Below are 20560 nucleotides of genomic sequence, written 5' to 3' on the forward strand. Positions count from 1 at the left end.
AGTACCCCTCTTTAGGTCATGTTCCTCTAGTCTGCGGTATATATCACTAATAGTGCTTTCTGCTACGATGCTTTTAATTAGACTGAAATCTTCTTGCGGAAGATCATTATCGTATGTCGTAAAATAAGGTTCAGGATTTGGAATCAATTTATCTGAAAATATTTTTTCTAAAAGAGCAGCTGTTATAGCTTTTTCGATTTTATTTTTCTTTTCATCAGCTATTGGTCTATTCCATATATAGTTGGTTGGAAACATCCTTTTTATAAGTGTGTCGATGTCCAGTTCTGGTAGTAGTCCTTTATCAACATATACCCCTCCAAGCCCTAATTCATGATACAGACCTACAAATCTTTCGGTTATCAAGCTATCAGTAAGGCTCAAAGTGTACCTGATATATTCTTTGTTTGTTTCTTCAAAACTACCCAGGTTATCATGAACGACAGAATTACCAATGTGTTTTTTAATTTTCCTTATCAAAGTATTGGTTTCATACCATGCGGTGAGAAAATCTCTCTTTAAATTATCTGAAAAATCAGATTTCATGATATCCAAATTTCTTATGTTATTGTTTTCTCCTATAAAACTATCAATTTCGTTCCAGATGCTGTTTCTCAACTGTGAAATGCCAGCGGGATAATCTTTTTCAGTAGTTTTTTTATTTTTCTCAGCAAACAGCAGTGAATATAAAATGCCTTGGTATGCCAAATTTTCGGGAGCCCATACATGGATTGTATGGTCAGGGTTCACCTTGGCCCATATTGTCAGGCAAATAAACTCCCAGCCTTTAATACGACCGACGATACTAGTATGAATATTCTTGGGTATGGATGGCATGATAATACCTCACGGGATCAGTTCAGACCCATCGTTGTCAAAGGTTGCGGAGTTGTCAGGTTCTGCATCAACCCCTGGCTTGTCGATGGCACAAACAACGGGCTCTCGCCACTGCGACTGCCAGTCAGGGCGCTGAGGTCCTGCACCAGTCGCTGGTAGTGCTGGTACAGTTCCGTATCATTCAGGCTTGTTCTTCCTGGCCGCGCACTATCCGATCCAATGTCGTTTTTCTTAACCCCGGCCAGGCTGCACAGGTAATTCACCAGCCGTTGACCTCTGCCAATGATCTTGTTCAGAAAGGCCAGGGCGCCGTTGTCGCCATCGACACTGTCGTCCAGGGCCAACGCACTATCGTTTCTGTTGATCACCGTCATGGGGTTCAGGCTGACTTGTCCGCCTTTAAAGTGCAGGCTGGCCAGCACGTCCGGTTTCACTAGCGCCAGCGTCTGGTTTGTGCCGGTATTGATGATCCTGAGAATCTGGCTCTGCAATGGAAGAGAGTGGTTGCTGCGGGTAAGGTTGCTCTGCGCCTGCGGGTCACACTGGCTGAACGCCACCTGTTCCGGGGTCAGGTCGGTAAAGAACAGGGCTGTGCTGTTATCACCCGACAAGCGTCGTAAATCAGCCTTAGACCCGGACGACAGCAGGATATAATGCTTGCCATGGCTGTCGATTGTGCGGGCCGGCCTGCACGCCCGCAGGTCATAGACGTCATTACCAACACCACCGGCCAGCGGGCGGGTCCAGTCGAGGATGGCTTGCCACAGGCTGCTGTTGCCGGGCGTATCCAGTTTTCGGTTGTCACACCGGTCGCCCCTGTTCGCCAACACTTCTGGTCGTGGGGCGATGTTTCCCGAGGCTCCCAGCAACAGCAGGTCATGACCGCCCCATCCCCGGAGCGACCACTGTCGGGCATCGGCGCCAAGGTACAGAATGTTATTGCGGCTATTGCCCCAGAGTCTCGCTGTCCCGTTTCCCACGCCGGACGAGCTGATCACGGCGGGTACAAACGGCCATGACTGGTAACCGCTGCCGGGTTCCGGTCCGCTTACCTGAACACTGCCCGGCTCCCAGCCCCACTGTCCTGTGCTGGTAATAAACACCTGACGTCTGACGTATGTGGGGTCCAGGGGCTCCAGTGTCAGTTTAATCCCGTCCATCGCCCGGTATGTGACGATTTTCACTGGCCGGTCCCGCTGGATGTACAGGGGGTTGCTGGCTGTGGCGTTGATGAATCGGAGGCGTTCCTTGCTGGCGAGGCTGCTCACCGTGAGTGGCAAGACGACGCCCTGGCCAGAGTCCACCACCCGTGCCGCCAGATCGGATAACGACAGCTCAAGGTCACTGAACACCAGGGTTGTGGGCTGCAGGAACCGGTCGTGCTGTCTGGCCCAGACCTGTTGAATCTCGATCTCGGCGCCGTTGCGGGTAAACCGGTTTTTCAGCATCAGGCTCTGACCCCAGCGCCTGGCATTGAAGAGGAAGGCCGGTGCATTCAGCACAATGCGGGTCTGTGCCCTGTCGTGATCGGCGGTGTCGTTTTCAGCCAGGCCGGGATGGATGAGGATCCGGGCAAAAAACGACAAGTCAGTCTCATCCAGTTCAATCACGTCGGTCCCGCCCTGGCCCTCCACCACGACCCCGAACCGCTGTCGGGTACCGTTCCGGACAAAGGCCACCTGGTGGTTGCGGTAGTAAGTGTCCAGCCGCAACCCTTTCAGTTTGATCGTTTCGGCTCGGGGGGTTCCTGACAGCAGCAGACCCTCGGCCATCACGGCGACCCTGTTAAAGGTTCCCAGGGACTGGTAACCCCCGGAGGTGACCCGGTAAAGTATCTGTTTGTCTGGACTATAAACGACCGCAGCCTTTGACCGAAGAAACCAGGAACTCTTTTTATCGGCGCCCGTGATTTGGCCAATCAGTTGCTGAACACCGTGCTCCTTGTCAGGCAGGCCGAAAAACAGCCTCTGTTGCCCGGAATACCGGCCCCGGTAATCTACCCAGGCTGTCCGGGTTGGGGCATAGCTGGGGTGTAGCCTGAGGGCGATCAGTCCGGCGTCGATCCGCGACCGAACACCCAATGGCAGGGTTCTCATGGCCCAGTAGAAATTTTGCAGGGCCCGGGAGAGTCGGCTGCCGGAGGTTTTCCCGGGCCTCACCCGGCTGAGGTCCAGGCTCACCAGGGCCAGACTCTCCCGGCTGCCCAGGTATTGGGCCTTCGGTGTCTCGATGCGCCACGCCCGGGCCCCTTCGTCCCACTGGTAGTTGCCTGGCAATCGGAAGCCACCGGACACGGTAAAAAGGCAGGGAACGGAGAGCAGGGCATCGAACTCAGCGGGCACTCCGTTCAGCGGAAAGCTGAAAGCGTTCCCACAAAAGGCATGGCCTATGGCGTGCTGTTCAGGGCGGGGGAAAAACTCGAAAGCCTCCTTTTTGTGGGTATTCGACAAGGCGAGTAGCTGTCCGTCGTCGTTCACCATGACCTCAAACTGGTCGCGGGTGTTGGCCGCCAGCAGGGTGTCGCTGCCCGGGTTGTACCAGAAGTCCAGTTTCCTGATCGCGCTGAACAGGGGGTGGTCGATGATCGCGCTGATGGGTCTCAGCGGCACCAGCCCCACCGTGGCCGAGAATGCCTCCCGGGCCCCTTTCACCCGGTCCCGCAGCAGTTTCTTCAGCTCACGGATGAAAAAACGGGCACTGGCGATGGTCCAGGTGGTTCTGCCGGGGTGTTCAATGGTCAGTTTGGCGAAGATCAGGTTGACTACCCGGCCCAGGTTCAGGCTGTCCATCACCACGCCAGATTGGGGGGTGAACTGGTGCACACTCAGGGTATCGTTCGACTTGGCGACGATCTGCCCGGTGGCTTCGACCTGCCAGTTCTCAAAGGGTCCTGACTCCACCGACAGGTTTTCACTGACCACCCGGGTGTTGTCCCAGGCCTTGTCCGGTATCCACAGCCGGTAGTCACCGTTGGTATCGACCAGGAGGCTGCCGGAGTGCGCCTGCACATGCCTGAAGACGCCGGTGCTGGCCATCTTTGCCTTTGCCAGCGCTCGCTTCTCGCCTGCCGGGCGGATCAACTGGAAACCGGAGTTCAGCCGCTGGACGCCCCCGGGGCGATTCACGTCAGTGCTAAGGTAATACAGGTTGCCGGAGTGCTTGCTGAACAAAATGAAGTGAACACTCTCCCGCACCACCTTGTGGACCGGCAGGTGCTCTTCGTCCAGAGCCTTTCGGACACGCTCATTGATCGTCCATAAGCCGCTTCCGTCGTTTTTATTGTTCGGCACGTCGCCATCCATCAGACTGTTCAGGAAAGCAATATGGGTTTGGGTGGCATCGTCATAAAAACCGGCCCTAAGGATACGACGTTTGTCGTAGTCATCGACATCCCGCATGGGAATCAGTCCATGGTCGGATGTCGTTGTGTCGGATGTCGTTGTGCCGGACGCCGCTACAGGTGGCACAGGAGGGACGCTGAGCTGGCCATCCAGGGTTTCTGCCGCAATCGCCCGGTGAGTCAGCTGACCGGACGGGCTGGCCGTCAACAGGTAATAATAGGGGACATCAAATACCAGCAATTGTGACTCATCTTTGTTCGGCATTATCTTTGAGACATGGCGGCCAAACGAGCTGGCATTCAACTCACCAAAGTGCCAGATTTCCCGGGTCAGTAACTCCTTATTCTGGAATAACACCTTGCCATTGGCGGAGTCAAAAAAATAGTAGCCGATAGCCGGGTTCCCCTGGACGGGTTGCACCTGGGCCGGTTGCAGCTGGGCATTGTCAGCAATGAACCGGATTTTCTGACGGTTAAGGGTATCGTACCAAAGCCGGACCCGGTCTAATTGATCCCAGTCCGCTTCGGCCAGTCCCAGCTTGCCAGGGAAGCAGCGGTAAGGTTTCTTGAGATACTCATTGACCTGTCGGTCACAGTCCTGCTTGTGTTGCAGCCAGGCCGGGTTCTGCTCGACCCGCGAGAGCCGATCAGGTCTCACGGGTAACGGGTCAGAGGCACCTTTCATCGCCCACCGGTTTGGTTTTTTGACAGCCAACCAGACTGTTCGCCACTGCTCCGGCGCTCTGGCCATACAGCGTCTACGGACCCGGGTTGAGGCGTCGCAGTCTTTCATCTCCAGCGGCAGGAACTGGCTGGCCGCGGTGTAGCGGCTCATGATTCGGTTCAGTTTCGACGCCCCTGATAGCCCGTCATTCAGTGATCCAGTGTCGTATAAGCGATGAATCACTTTGCCGTCCGACTGCCACTCAAACTGTGCGTTGGCATCTTCGGCCACCACTTTATACGGAGAGGATGGCCTCGGTTCAGGAAACTCGAAACGGGTCTCACCCAGCATGATGTGCCGGATTCGGTCCCCGAAATAGTTCTGCGAGGACCAGCAGCGATGTTCCTGGTCAGCCTGCTCGGTAATACAGGCATAGGGAACCTGACCGTCGTAGTTCAACACCCAGGTAGAGGCCGTCTGCCCGGGGTGGACGCGAATGTAATGAGCTCCGTCTGACATCAGGATGCAGGTTTTATCCCCTTTAGGCCTATACAGGTCATAATCCAGCAGTTTGGAAAATTCGTCTGAGACCTCACGAAAAACGACGATGTGATCCTTGTCATCGAGATACAGGCTGCTGGTTGACTGACGGTACTCCAAACCGTCGGTATGAGTGAACATCTGGATAAGGTATTTATAGTGGTAACGGGTGCTACATTCATCAAAGCCACGGGCTCCACAGTATTTGATCCGGGTGCTTATTACCTTTTTCTGGTAAAACCGTTTCAGCTTGCTGTCGCTGACGGCATCCAGAAGCTGTGCACCGGGAGAACTGCTGTCTGGCGCACTCCCTCGGGGAAAACGATCGTAGGGAGTGTAGCGGAGCCTGACCTTCCACTGAGGTAAGGCGGGCATGAAAATGTTTTTTTTACCGGTCATCTGCCTCAGGTTGTGGAACACCCCGTTTGAGCATTGGTAGCCGGTTAAACGCGACTCCGTCCGGCACAATGTCGCCAGGGCATCGTCAATCAGGTTAAAGAGACCCGAGGCGTACTCGATCCTGTTAATGTCGGTGGCGCAATCCTGTATAAGGCCGGCCTCTACATAGGGCTCATCCTTACAGCGTTTCCAGTCGTCTTTTTTTCCGGCGACGAAGGTTGTCTGGAATGAATAGCCGCCACCGTAGGTCAGGGTCTGGTTCACCAGGTTGATTGACTGGATATTCAGGGCCAGGAGGCTTTTGCCATCCCCGTTCGTCAACGCATTGAGGGTCTGGTTGTTGGCCTGGTTGTTGGTCAGGAAGCTTTCGGGGTCCAGCTGGGCGTGGATCAGGTCAAAGATTTTTGCCGCCTTACCCGAGGCGTCCCGTAATTTTTTAAAGGCCAGCTTCTCTGCCCGGCTCTCGTAATCGAGATTAAAAACCGTCCTGATATGGTGCATGATCCCACCAAGCACGATCCCCAAGACTGGATTGACAAGCACTAACCCGATGGAGATAGCCGTATCCACCGACTCAAAGATCACCCTGGATTCCATGAGTTTCTTAACTTCCGGATCCTCTTCGTTCTCATATTCAATGATGGTCAGGGTGAGACTGCCTACCTGCACGCTGGGAAGCAGAAAGGGTACAAAACGACCGGCTGTTTTACCCAGCCTGCCGACTTTTTTCAGACCCACGGGGAGCTTGCCCGGCACAGAAATCTTGGGTAGTTTTGGTGCTTTCTGACCGGAAGGAATTGACGGCAGGATGACTGGAGTGATGGCCTTGATCCCGTGCCGTCCGACATTGGCTATGTCAATCAATTGTAATGCCAACGACGTATAAAAAAACGTCTTTCGCCCGATATAAATTTGCCGCTCGGTGACCGTCATATTCTGGGATGGGGGCTGGCTGTAATGGTGTCCCACGGGAGAAATCCCGGCTATCAGGTCGTAAAGGCCTATAAAAGACGCGAGCCTGTTCATATTGGCGTTGGCGGTTCTTTTCCCTTTGACCAGCGATGGCAAGCCTTGACGACCCGTCCCCTGGAGAAAGCCCCGGAAGCGGTCAAAAGCTCCGGACGTAAACCGGATGTTTTTTCGGGCCAGGGTATCGGGTTCCATAAAGTCCATGCGCCAGCCACGGCCATCCCGACGGAGGGTATCCAGTTGCGGGATCATGCTGTCGGGGAGTGAGTGCCGGGCTTTAATGTCCCCCAGGGCGGTGTCTAACTCCAGCAGCCGCTGCCTGAATTCGGCCCGTTCAGAGGCCACACCTGAGAGACTGTCTTTAGTCCGGGGCGGCACCGGAACCGAAAGGTGGCTGGGCGGCAAATAGCGGAGGGGGGCTTTTGAATCCGATGGCCGGGGTGACACCAGCACCGTCGTTTCGCCGGGAAGCAGCCGGTAATCCGGTCGTCCGGAGCCCGGGGAGCGCAGCACAAGGTTTTCAATCGCCGGGCGGTCCTTCGGCATCAGGTGCTGGATATCTTTCACCAGTCGTTTGAAAACCTGGGGGCTGCGGCTTCTGGGCTCGATAATCAGCTCGCCCACCAGGGGTTTGCCGTTGGCGGGCGATTGGGTCATAAAGGTTTTCAGGCCGTTCAGAGCTGTGATTCCGCGGGACTGGTTGCTGCTGGCAAGATCGCTGACGGTCAGGCTGGCGATGTGGCCGTCCGGGGTAAAGTAGACCAGTGTCGCCAAAGCATGGGCGATCAGTCTGGCTGGCCGACCGAGAATGGTGACGCGGTTGCCGTCTCCCCCGGCGATGGCCGACTGAACCCGGCCATCGGGTGTGAGAAACACATAACCGGCAGAGGGAGTGGCTTTCAGCAACAGGGGCTGGCCACTCAGGGTCCCGTCTTTTATCTGCTGTTGAGCACGGGTAAACGAATCCTCGTCCAGGGCAATGATCGAGTGCACGCCCCGGACGTGGGCTAATGCGTCCTTGCCTTCGAGGCGACGATACCGGGTGAAAAAATTCTGCAGCCGACGCTCACTTTCGTTGGAGGGTTCGCGCAGGGCGATATCAATTTTTTCCCTGTCGTTGCCAAGAAAGAGTTGAGTTTCGGGGCCGGAAAGTAACCGGAGGGCATACTCCAGATTTTTGCGGCGAGCATCGCAGCTGCCTGTATTGGCTGATCTTCGACGTCTGTTACAAGGCCCCGGTGGCAGGTTTTTGAAAACACTGATGTTGTTGAAATCATTTTTGAATAGTGCGTTAAGCGTGGCGACATCCTCTGTCTTTGTATGATCGAGAGGGAAGATATCGTATGCCCTTGCCTGTGTCCGTCTTTTGAGGTTTTCGAAGGCCCTGTTCTTTGCTTCTTCACTCTGGAAGTCGCTCATTACCCGCGCAAGCAGGTCGATTTCGTTAGACTCGGTGTAAAGACTTGCATAGCGAGCAAGCCATTCCTTGTACGAGGGAGATAGCAGCACAAGGCGGAGTGCGTCTTCCAAACGATTAGTTTCTCTCTTGTCCGGATTAACGAAAGCAACTTTTTCAGTCGCCGGTTGCTCCACTAATCCATGTAAGAGCGCGTTTTTAAAATCTGCGTATAACGAGTATTGTCGAGCATCTCTTCTGGGATCTTCAGGACCGTAGTCGTCTGCGGGCTTGCGCACCTGATCTTCCGGTATGTTAGAGTCAGACTGACCTTCGATCGAACTACCTACTTCGAGTCCGTCATGGTCGAACTTATGTTTGGCTATGGCTTCGACCAAAGCATTTTTGAGAATTTCATCGATAGACTCATGAAATACTATGGTTTCGATCAAATTTCCTTTGATTCTTTCACTGATTGGCTTGTTTCTGGCTATGACTTCGATCAAATCCTCTTTGAGTCTGGCTTCGATAGACTTATGTTCGACTATGGCTTTGATCAAGACTTCTTTGGGTCTGGTATCGGTATGTTGACCTTCGGGTCTGGTATTAGTAAGCTCATTTTCGGCATCAGGGGAGGTCAGCTCGAACCTGGTGAACTTGTATTTAACGGTGTCGTCATCATTCAGGGTAAAAACAATACGGTTGAGTTCAGGATAGGGCGTATTCTGCAAGGTTGACGGCCTACCAGAATCGCCATCGGTCGTTTGCTGAGGAACGACTGCTGACAGAGATCCTCGAACCGCAACAGCTGATTCTGCACGGATACCCTCTTTAGCCAACTCTCTCAGAACTTCAGGTATAACATAATCTTTCTGGCTAGCATCCAATACACCCGAAAAACCTGAAATGTCTTGTGCAGAGTTATCAAAAGAGAATGTTATAGTTTCTACAGTAGTATGTTTGGGAATCACCATCCTTAAAACCGATGATAGCTTTCCCACTAAGCTTCGTAAGTAAAAAAGTGAAAATCTATTCAAGTCGGTATTAAAGAAATAAAGGCTTCCAGTTATGATTACTTTAGTGTGTTTGCCAATATTTTTGGGTGGTGATCCTTGTATTCTTTCAAGCTTTTGCCTTCCAGACAAATAGACAATGTTGTACAAAACGTTGCTGTTTTTGTTCTCAGTGCGGTACTTGTTATAAAGTTTAAAACACTTTGTCAAAGTGGATTTTCTTTCGTCCTGACTCTTAGGATAATTAATCATTATTAATTCTTCTTGTGATTGTTCATGCACTGTTTGTAAATCGTCAATACTAAGGTCATAAGAACCCCTGTTATAGAAGGGATTGTTCGATAAGAATCCATCAATTGACTCGATTACAGTTATTTTTTTAAATCTGATATTTCTTAATCTTTCAAAAGCGTCATAACCTAATTTGGTGATGATCTCGTAGTCAACCTCCCCGGCATTATATGAAAGGTCAGTTAGCATTATTGCAGCTTTATTGATGTCAACGCTGGAGGGAAAAATGTTGTTTTCTGTATAGAATTGATTCATAGTCTTTTTTATCTCTGATATGAATCTTACTTTGTTTGTTGCTGATTCTTTTAAATTTCTTGCAGTTTTATGAAGAAGGCAGGTTTCATCAAGTTGTAGTTTGATCAGTGGATGTCTTTGGCGTGATATTACCATCAGTGGCTGGATTGAATTTTCAAGAACTACAGAGGCAGTGTCATCTACAAAATCTACTCTGTTACTTAAAAATATTTTATTTTGAGTATATCTGTTTAGATTATATTCCGGCAGTTTATCGAATATATCACTAAGAGTGCTTTCTGCTATGATACTTGCAATTAAACTAACTTGTTCTTTCGGCAGGTTTTTATCGTATGTCGTAAAATAAGGGCCAGGATCAGAAATAATTTTATCTGCAAACATTTTCTCTAAAAGAGTACGTATCTTAACTCTGTCAAGCTGCTTTTTCTCCTCGCCACTCAGTGTTGTCCCCGATATAGGGTTGCCCGAACTGTCCCTTTTTAGAAGGGGGCCAGTTTTCAGTTGTGGTAGTAGTCCTTTATCAATATACACCCCTCCAAGGTCGAACTCATGATACAATCCTATAAACCTTTCGGTTATTAAAGTGTCAGTGAAGCTTAAACTGTACCTGATAAATTCACTATATTCTTTTTCAATATCACTCGAGGTTCTATGAACTAGAGTCTTAGCAATGTGTACACTAATTTTATTTAACATGTTATTGGTTTTATTCCATTGGAAGATAAACGCCCTCTTTACATTATGTGAAAAGTCAGATTCCATTATGTCCTTACTTGTTATGCTTTCTCTTTCGCCGAGAAAACTATCAATTTCTTCCCAAATACTACTCTGCGCATTATCAACGGGAGAATTTTGTTCAACGCCTTGTTTTTTTTTCTCAGAAAGCAGCAGTGAATATAGGATTTTTTGGTATATCAAACGTTCGGGCGCCCATACGTGGAGTGTATAGTGCGGGTTCACCCAAGCCCATATTATTAGAAAACTAAACTCCCAACCTTCAACAGGACCGACAATACTGAAATGAATATTCTTGGATATTAGCATGATGACACCTGATAGATTAAGCCATACGGTTTCCCGAACGGGGGTGATACCTGACTTTTCAACGGTGTGATCAGAGAGCTTTAAATGCGCAAAAACCGCTACATGCAGTGTAGTATGGAACCCTGCCATGTTCCTCACAGAATTTGCACGTAAACTTCCGGTCTATCGCAATGACTTGATGAGCCTGCTTACTCAACCCTTACCCATCGTCGTCAAATTTAGCGGAGTCGTCAGGTTTAGCATCATTCCCTGGCTTGCCGATGGGATAAACGACGGGCTCTCGCCAATGCGACTGCCAGACAGGGCGCTGAGGTCCTGCACCAGTCGCTGGTAGTGCTGGTGCAGTTCCGTATCATTCAGGCTTGTTCCTACTGGCCGCTCACTATCCGATCCAATGTCGTTTTTCTTACCTCCGGCCAGGCTGCACAGATAATTCACCAGCCGTTGACCTCTGCCAATGATCTTGTTCAGAAAGGCCAGGGCGCCGTTGTCGCCATCGACACTGTCGTCCAGGGCTGACTGACTGTCATTCCTGTTGATCACAGCCATGGGGTTCAGGCTGACTTGTCCGCCTTTAAAGTGCAGGCTGGCCAGCACGTCCGGTTTCACCAGCGCCAGCGTCTGGTTGTTGCGGGTATTGATGATCCTGAAGGTCTGGCTTCCCAATGGAAGGGAGTGGTTGCTGCGGGTAAGGTTGCTGCTGCGGGTGAGATTACTCTGCGCCTGCGGGTCACACTGGCTGAACGCCACCTGTTCCGGGGTCAGGTCGGTAAAGAACAGGGCAGTGCTGTTATCACCCGACAATCGTCGTAAATCCGCCTTCGACCCGGACGACAGCAGGATATAATGCTTGCCATGGCTGTCGATTGTGCGGGCCGGCCTGCACGCCCGCAGGTCATAGACGTCATTACCAACACCACCGGCCAGCGGGCGGGTCCAGTCGAGGACGGCTTGCCACAGGCTGCTGTTGCCGGGCGTATCCAGCCTCCGGTTGTCACACCGGTCACCCCGGTTTGCCAGCACGTCTGGCCGTGCCGCGATGTTTCCCGAGGCTCCCAGCAACAGCAGGTCATGACCGCCCCATCCCCGGAGCGACCACTGTCGGGCGTCGGCACCAAGGTACAGAATGTTATTACGGCTATTGCCCCAGAGTCTCGCTGTCCCGTTGCCCACGCCGGACGAGCTGATCACGGCGGGTACAAACGGCCATGACTGGTAACCGCTGCCGGGTTCCGGTCCGCTTACCTGAACACTGCCCGGCTCCCAGCCCCACTGTCCTGTGCTGGTAATAAACACCTGACGTCTGACGTATGTGGGGTCCAGGGGCTCCAGTGTCAGTTTAATTCCGTCCATCGCCCGGTATGTGACGATTTTCACTGGCCGGTCCCGCTGGATGTACAGGGGGTTGCTGGCTGTGGCGTTGATGAATCGGAGGCGCTCGTTCCTGACCAGGCTGCTCACCGTGAGTGGCAAGACGACTCCCTGGCCAGAGTCCATCACCCGTGCCGCCAGATCGGATAACGACAGCTCAAGGTCACTGAACACCAGGGTTGTGGGCTGCAGGAACCGGTCGTGCTGTCTGGCCCAGACCTGTTGAATCTCGATCTTGGCTTCGCCGGTGGTAAACCGGTCGGACAGCATCAGGTTCTGACCCCGGCGCCAGGCAAGGAAGGGGAAAGCCGGTACATTCTTCAGTTCAATGCGGGTCTGTGCCCCGTCGTGATCGGTGTTATCTTCTTTAGCCAGGCCGGGATGGATGAGGATCCGGGCAAAAAACGACAAGTCAGTCTCATCCAGTTCAATCACGTCGGACCCGCCCTGGCCCTCCACCATGACCCCGAACCGCTGTCGGGTACCGTTCCGGACAAAGGCCACCTGGTGGTTGCGGTAGTAAGTGTCTAGCCGCAACGCTTTCAGGCTGATCTGCTCGCCCTCTGGAGTGCCTGACAGCAGCAGACCCTCGGCCATCACGGCGACCCTGCCAAAGGTGCCCAGTGACTGGTAACCCTTTTGGGTGACCCGGTACAGCATCTGGTTGCTCTGGTTATAAACGACCGTGCTCGTTGACTGAGGGAACGATAGCTTCCGGGTGCTGCCAATGACTCGCTGAACACCGTGCTCCTTGCCTGGCAAACCGAACAACAGTCTCTGTTGACGGGAACTCCGGCCCCGGTAATCCATCCAGGCTACCTGGGTTGGGGTATAGCCGGGGCGCAGCGTGAGGGCGATCAGTCCGATGTCGGCCCACTGTCGTATGCCCGCTGGCAGAGATTCCATCGCCTGATTAAAATCTTGCCGGGTCCAGAAGACTGGGCTGCCGGAGGTGTTTCTGGGCCCCATCAGGCTGAGGTCCAGCGCGACCAGGGCCAGACTCTCCCGGTTGCCCAGGTATTGGGCCTTCGGTGTCTCGATGCGCCACGCCCGGGCCCCTTCGTCCCACTGGTAGTTGCCTGGCAATCGGAAGCCACCGGACACGGTAAAAAGGCAGGGAACGGAGAGCAGGTCATCGAACTCACTGGGCACTCCGGCCAGGGAAACGGCGGCAGCCTGCCCACAAAAGGGATGGCCTTTGGCGCCCTGTTCAGGGCGGGGGAAAAACTCGAAAGCCTCCTCTTTACGGGTATCCGACAGGGCGAGCAGCTGGCCGTCGTCGTTCACCATGACCTCAAACTGGTCGCGGGTGTTGGCCGCCAGCAGGGTGTCGCTGCCCGGGTTGTACCAGAAGTCCAGTTTCCTGATCGCCCTGAACAGGCGGTGCCGGGGGATCGCGGTGATCGGTTTCAGCGGTACCAGCCCCACCGTTGCCGAGAACTGCTTACGGGCCTCTGTTACCAGGGTACGCAACTGTTTCTTAAGCGCACCGATGAAAAGCCGGGCACTGGCAGCGGTCCAGGTTCTGCCGGAGTGCATCTGGGGCAATTTGGCAAAGACCTGGTTGACTATCTGGCCCAGGTTCATGCTGTCCATCACCACGCCGGACTGAGCGGTGAACTGGCGCACACTCAGCGTATCGTTTGACTTGGCGATGGTCTGTCCGGTGTCCTCGACCTGCCAGTGCTCAAAGGATTCCGACTCCAGCGACAGGTTTTCGCTGACCACCCGGGTGTTGTCCCAGGCCTTGTCCGGTATCCACAGCCGGTGGCCACTGAGGGTATCGGCCAGGAGGCTGCTGGAGTGCGCCTGCACACGGGTAAAGATGGGGTGGGCGGCCATCTGTGCCAGGGTCCGGCGCTCGCCTGCCGGACGGATCACCTGGAAACCGGAACTCAGCCGCTGGATGTCCCCGGTGCGCCTGGTGCGATTGACGCCGGTGGTGTAATACAGGTTGCCGGAGTGCTCGCTGAACAAAATGTAGAAAACACCCTGACCCCATACCACCTTACGCACCGGCAGGTGATCCTCGCGCAGTGCCCTCTGGACAGGTTCACTGAGTTTTCTTAAAAATCTTCCGTCGTCTTTATTGATCGCCTGGCCGCCATCCAGAAAGCTGCTCACGAAAGCAATATGGTTTTGGTTGGCACCGTCATAAAAACCGGCCCTAAGGATACGACGTTTGACGTAATTATCGACGACCCGCAGGGAAATAAGATCCTGGTCGTATGTCGTTGTGTCGGATGCCGCTGCAGGTGGGATAGGAGGGACGCTGAGCTGGCCATCCAGGGTTTCTGCCGCAATCACCTGGTGAGTCAGCTGACCGGACGGGCTGGCCGTCAACAGGTAATAATAGGGAGGATCAAACACCAGCAATTGTGACTCATCTTTGTTCGGCATTACCTTTGAGATATGGCGGCCAAACACAAACAAATCGGCATTCAACTCACCGAAGTGCCTGATTTCCCGGGTCAGTGCCTCCTTATTCTGGAGTAACACCTTGCCGTTGGCGGAGTCAAAAAAATAGTAGCCGATAGCCGGGTTCCCCTGGACGGGTTGCACCTGGGCATCGGCAGCAATGAACCGGATTTCCTGACTGTTGAAGGTATCGTACGAAAGTCGGATCCGGTCTAACTTATCCCAGTCCGCCCTGGCCAGTCCCAGCTTGCCGGGGAAGCAGCGGTAGGGTTTTTTGCGATACTCATCGGCCTCACGTTCACAGTCCTTCTGGTGTTGCACCCAGAACGGGTACGGTATTTTGCGTGACGACTTGAGCCACCAGTTCGGCGCCCGGGCCATACAGCGTGCAAGGACCCGGGGTGAGGCGTCACAGTCTTTCAGCTCCAGCGGCAGGAACCGGCTGGCCGCGGTGTAACGGCTCATGATTCTTTGCAGTTTTGACGACCTTGACGACCTGTCATTCAGTGTTCCAGTGTCGTGCAATCGGTGGATCACTTTGCCTTCCGGCCGCCATTCAAACAGTGCGTTGGGATCCTGGGCCATTACTTGATACGAGGAGGATGGCCCCGGTACAGGAAACCGGAAAAGAGCCTGACCCAGCCTGATGTCCCAGGTTGGGTTCCTGGTCTGACTCAGCCAGGACTGACAGTTTTGTATCTGGTCATCCCGCTCGGTAATGCAGGCGTAGGGGAGCGGGCCGTCGTGGTTCAACACCCAGGTAGAGGCCGTCTCGCGGGGGTGAATGCGGATAACGTGGAAACCGTTGGATATCAGGACGTTGGTGTTTTTGGCCCCTTTAGGACTCCCTTCAGGGCTGTACAGGTCATAATCCAGCAGCATTTCGAATTTGCCTGAGACCCGGCGAAAGACGAGGGTGTGATCTTTGTCATCGAGATACAGGCTGCTGGTTGACTTACGGTACTCCAAACCGTCGGTACGGGTGAACATCTGGATAAGGTATTTATAGTGGTAACGGATACTACATTTACCAGAGCCAAGGGGTTCACAATTTGTGAGCCGGGTGCTTTTTACCTTTTTCTGGTAAAACCGTTTCAGCTTGCCGTCGCTGACGGCATCCAGAAACTGTGCACCGGGAGAACTGCTGTCTGGCGCACTCCCTGGATCAAAACGCTGGTAGGGAGTGTAGCGGAGTCTGACCTTCCACTGAGGTAAGGCGGGCATGAAAATATTTTCTTTACCGGTCATCTGCTTCAGGTTGTGGAACACCCCGTTTGAGCATTGGTAGCCGGTTAAACGCGACTCCGTCCGGCACAATGTTGCCAGGGCGTCGCCGATCAGGTTAAAGGTGTCAGGGGAGTATTCGATCCGGTTGATGTCGCTGGCGCATTCCTCTATAGGGGCGCCCTCTACGTAGGGCTGATCCTTACAGCGTTTCCAGTCGTCTTTTTTTCCGGCGACGAAGGTTGTCTGGAATGAATAGCCGCCACCGTAGGTCAGGGTCTGGTTCACCAGGTTGATCGACTGGATATTCAGGGCCAGGAGGCTTTTGCCATCCCCGCTCGTCAACGCATTGAGGGTCTGGTTGTTGGCCTGGTTGTTGGTCAGGAAGCTTTCGGGGTCCAGCTGGGCGTGGATCAGGTCAAAGATTTTTGCCGCCTTGAGACTGCCTACCTGCACGCTGGGAAGCAGAGAGGGTACAGAACGACCGGCTATTTTACCCAGCCTGCCGACTTTTTTCAGACCCGCGGGGAGCTTGTCCGGCAAGGAAATCTTGGGTAGCTTTGGTGCTTTCTGACCGGAAGGAATTGACGGCAGGATGACTGGAGTGATGGCCTTGATCCCGTGCCGTCCGACATTGGCTATGTCAATCAATTGTAATGCCAACGACGTATAAAAAAACGTCTTTCGCCCGATATAAATCTGCCGTTCGGTGACCGTCATATTTCGGGATGGGGGCTGGCTGTAATGGTGTCCCACGGGAGAAATCCCGGCTAGCAGGTCGTAAAGGCCTATAAAAGACGCCAGCCTGTTCATATTGGCGTTGGCGGTTCTTTTCCCTTTGACCAGCGATGGCAAGCCTTGACGACCCGTCCTCTGGAGAAAGCCCCGGAAGCGGTCAAAAGCTCCGGACGTAAACCGGATGTTCTTTCGGGCCAGGGTATCGGGCTCCATAAAGTCTATGCGCCAGCCCCGGCCATCCCGACGAAGGGTATCCAGTTGCGGGATCATGCTGTCGGGGAGTGAGTGCCGGGCTTTAATGTCCCCCAGGGCAGTGTCAAACTCCAGCAGCCGCTGCCTGAATTCGGCTCGTTCAGAGGCCACACCTGAGAGACTGTCTTTAGTCCGGGGCTGTACCGGAACCGAAAGGTGGCTGGGCGGCAAATAGCGGAGGGGGGCTTTTGAATCCGATGGCCGGGGTGACATCAGCACAGTCGTTTCGCCGGGAAGTAGCCGGTACTCCGGTTGTCCGGTGCCCGGGGAGCGCAGCACAAGGTTTTCAATCGCCGGGCGGTCCTTCGGCATCAGGCGCTGGATATCTTTCACCAGTCGTTTGAAAACATGGGGGCTGCGGCTTCTGGGCTCGATAATCAGCTCGCCCACCAGGGGTTTGCCGTTGGCGGGCGATTGGGTCATAAAGGTTTTCAGGCCGTTCAGAGCCGTGATTCCGCGGGACTGGTTGCTGCTGGCAAGATCGCTGACGGTCAGGCTGGCGATGTGGCCGTCCGGGGTAAAGTCGACCAGTGTCGTCAAAGCATGGGCGATCAGTCTGGCTGGCCGACCGAGGACGGTGACGCGATTGCCGTCTCCCCCGGCGATGGCCGACTGAACCCGGCCATCGGGTGTGAGCAGCACATAACCGGCAGAGGGAGTAGCTTTCAGCAACAGGGGCTGGCCACTCAAGGTCTCGTCTTTTATCTGCTGTTGAGCACGGGTAAACGAATTCTCGTCCAGGGCAATGACCGAGTGCACGTCCCGGACGTGGGCTAATGCGTCCTTGCCTTCGAGGCGACGAAACCGGGTGAAAAAATCCTGCAGCCGACGCTCACTTTCGTCGGAGGGTTCGCGCAGGGCGATATCAATTTTTTCCCTGTCGTTGCCAAGAAAGAGTTGAGTTTCGGGGCCGGAAAGTAACCGGAGGGCATACTCCAGATTTTTGCGGCGAGCATCGCAGCTGCCGGTACCGGCTGATCTTCGACGTCTGTCACAAGCCCCTTGTGGCGGGACCGGGAGAACACTCACGTTGTCGAAATCCCTTTTGAATTTTGCGTTAATTTCGGCGGCACCTTCCGGCGTTTTAATATCGATATTGTAAATATGGTATGCGTCTTTCCCTACTCGTTTTTTGATGTTTTCAAAGGCCCTGGTCTTTGCTTCTTTACTCGCGAAGTGTTCTATCTCCCGCTCAAGCCGATCGATTTGATCGTTGGGAAAACGTCTTTTATAGCGCGCAAGCCAGTCAGTGTACGAGGAAGATTGCCCCAACAGTCTGAGTGTTTCTCTCAAACGCGTGGTTTCTCCTTCATCCGGATGGACGAAAGCAGCTTTTTCGGTCGGCGGTTGTTGCACTAATCCAAAATAGATCGCTTCCTGGAAATTTGTGTAGTATGAGAATTTGCTGGCATCTATTCTATTATCAATCGGTTCATAAGTGGGTAACCTGTTTTCGGATCTGGCAGAGGCAGAATCGTCCTGGTCTCTGTCACCGGCATACATTTTTTCGACAAGGGCTTGGACTGAATCCTTCCCGAGTCTGGGATCGGTCGAACCCTGCGAATTCTCAACGACTACGGATTCGAACAACTGATCTGCGAACATGGATTCGTGAATGTCAATGTTGGGTCTGGGATAAAACTCTTTATCAGGGTCAAGCGAGGCCAACCCGAACTTGGCTTTGTATGTAACGGTGTTGTCTTCATTAAGGGACAAAACAATACGGTTGAGTTCAGGATCGGGCGTATCTCTCGAGGTTGACGGCCTGTCAGGATCACCACCGGTAGTTTGCCGGGGAATGCCTGCTGATAAGTATCCCCGAACTGCAACAGCAGAATTTGTACGGATACCTTCTTTGGCCAACTCCCTCAGAACTTCAGGTACAATATAATCTTTCTGGTCAGCACCCAACACACCCTCAGAACCTGGAATGTTTTGTGCAGAGTTATCAAAAGAGAATGCTATGTTTTGTACGGTGGTATTCTCTGGGATCACTGCCCTTAAAATTGATGATAGCTTTCTCACTAAGAGCAGGGAGTTAGTGGAATTAATCTCACTCGACTCGGTAGCAGAGAAATCAAGACTTCCAGTAATAAAGACTTTAGTGTCTTCGCCGATATTTTTGAATGGTGTTCCTAAAATTGTATTAATTTCTAGTGATTTACTTCGATCAGAATAAACAACGTCATACAAGACGCTCTTGCCTTTTGGAGTGCGATACCTGATATGTTTTTCATAACTCTGCCTCGCAGACTCTCCATTGTCCTTAAATCCGGGTATATTAATCATTATGAACTTGTCGTATGGTCGCCTAAGCGCTGAGTCTGGCAGGTCAGAATCAGTGCCATAAGAGTTCATGCTATAGAAGGGGTTTTCCTCTGAGAAGCTCTTAATTTGAGAGATTATAGGCTTTCCCCCGGAAACGGTTCTTTCTAATCTTTTAAAAGCGTCATAACCTAGTTTAGCGAGAATCCGGTGGTCAAGATCCCCGTTATTATATGAAAGCTCCGCTAACATGGTTGCAATGCTATAGATTTCTTCGTTGTAGGCAGGATCTCTATGTTTATTGAATTCATTCAGAGACTTGATTATCTCCGTTATGCGTCTTTCTTTGCTTGTTTCATTGTTTTTGAATTTTTCTAAAATGCTGTGGAAGAATATGGTTTCTTCAAGTACTTTGTTGATCAGTGGGTTATTTGGGAAAGCTTCCAACATCATTGGTGTGATTGAATCATCGTGGAGTCCGGCTTTAATCTTGTCTTGAGCAATTAAAGTTCTACCGAAAAATATTTTATTGTCACTAACTCTGTCTGTTATACGATCACTCAGTGAAAGAAATAGTTTGCCAGGAAAGTTTTCTTCTACGACACTTTTAATTCGATTTAATTGTTCTTGTGACAGGTTTATATCGTCTATCTTGAAATAACGGTCAGGATCAGGAATAAGTTTACGTTCAAACATATCTTCCAAAACAGCACGTACCTTAGCTCTTTCTAGCTGCTCTCTCTCACTACTGTCCACTTCCCTTCCCGATGTAGGCTTGCTCGAGATGCCGCTTTTTTCAAAGGGCCCAGTCTCCAGTGCCGGTAGCAGTCCTCTATCAACATATACCCCTCCTTCAGATTGTTGACGAGAAATCCCTACAGCTCTTTCGGCTATCACAGGTTTTTTAAGGCTTAAGGCGTACTTGATATATTCACTGTGTTGTCGTTCAAAATCAGAAGTATCTTCTTTGACATTAGACATGCCAATGGTTTTTCGAATTTGATTTAACACATCGTTGGTTTTATTCCATTGGGTGGTAAACAACCTCTTTACACTGTCTGAAAAATCGGCTTTCATTATATCCAATTTTTCTATGTCATCGTTTTCACCCATAAAAGCATCGATTTTTTGCCAGATACTACGCCTCAACCATGCAATATCAGGGGGATAATCTGTTTCAATCGTTTGTTGTATTCTCTCAGAATACAGCAACAAATATAGAATTCTTTTGTATATCAAGGCTTTGGGAGCCCATACATAGATAGCATGGTTCTTGTTCGCCAAGGCCCATGCTTTCAGACAAATAGACTCCCAACTTTCAGCAGGACCGACAATAGCAAAATGAATCTTCTTGGGTATGGTTGGCATGATAACACCTGATAGATTGAACTACATGATTTTCAGAAGGGTTGTGATACCTGTCTTTTCACCGGCGTGGCCAGAGGCGTCTAAATGCTTAAAAACCGCACCATTGCAGTCTAGCTCGGAATTGAGAAGTTGACCTGATTAGTCGTTCTATAAAATAAATTGTCGTCTTTTTAAGCATG

At 52.2% G+C, this 20560-nt stretch carries 2 protein-coding genes; both read right to left on the bottom strand.

Features of this window, described 5'->3' with window-relative positions; all coding sequences use genetic code 11:
• Nucleotides 1–851 precede the first annotated feature (851 nt).
• A complete protein-coding gene (locus P6910_RS09095; protein ID WP_317145955.1) occupies nucleotides 852–9116 on the bottom strand; it encodes a hypothetical protein in 8265 nt (2754 codons plus the stop codon).
• A 1821-nt stretch (nucleotides 9117–10937) separates the two neighbouring features.
• Nucleotides 10938–20381: a hypothetical protein gene (locus tag P6910_RS09100; RefSeq protein ID WP_317145956.1), complete on the bottom strand. Its 9444-nt coding sequence runs from the start codon at nucleotides 20379–20381 to the stop codon at nucleotides 10938–10940.
• Nucleotides 20382–20560: the final 179 nt, after the last annotated feature.

The organism is Endozoicomonas sp. 8E, assembly GCF_032883915.1.
In the GTDB taxonomy this organism is placed as follows: Bacteria; Pseudomonadota; Gammaproteobacteria; order Pseudomonadales; family Endozoicomonadaceae; genus Endozoicomonas_A.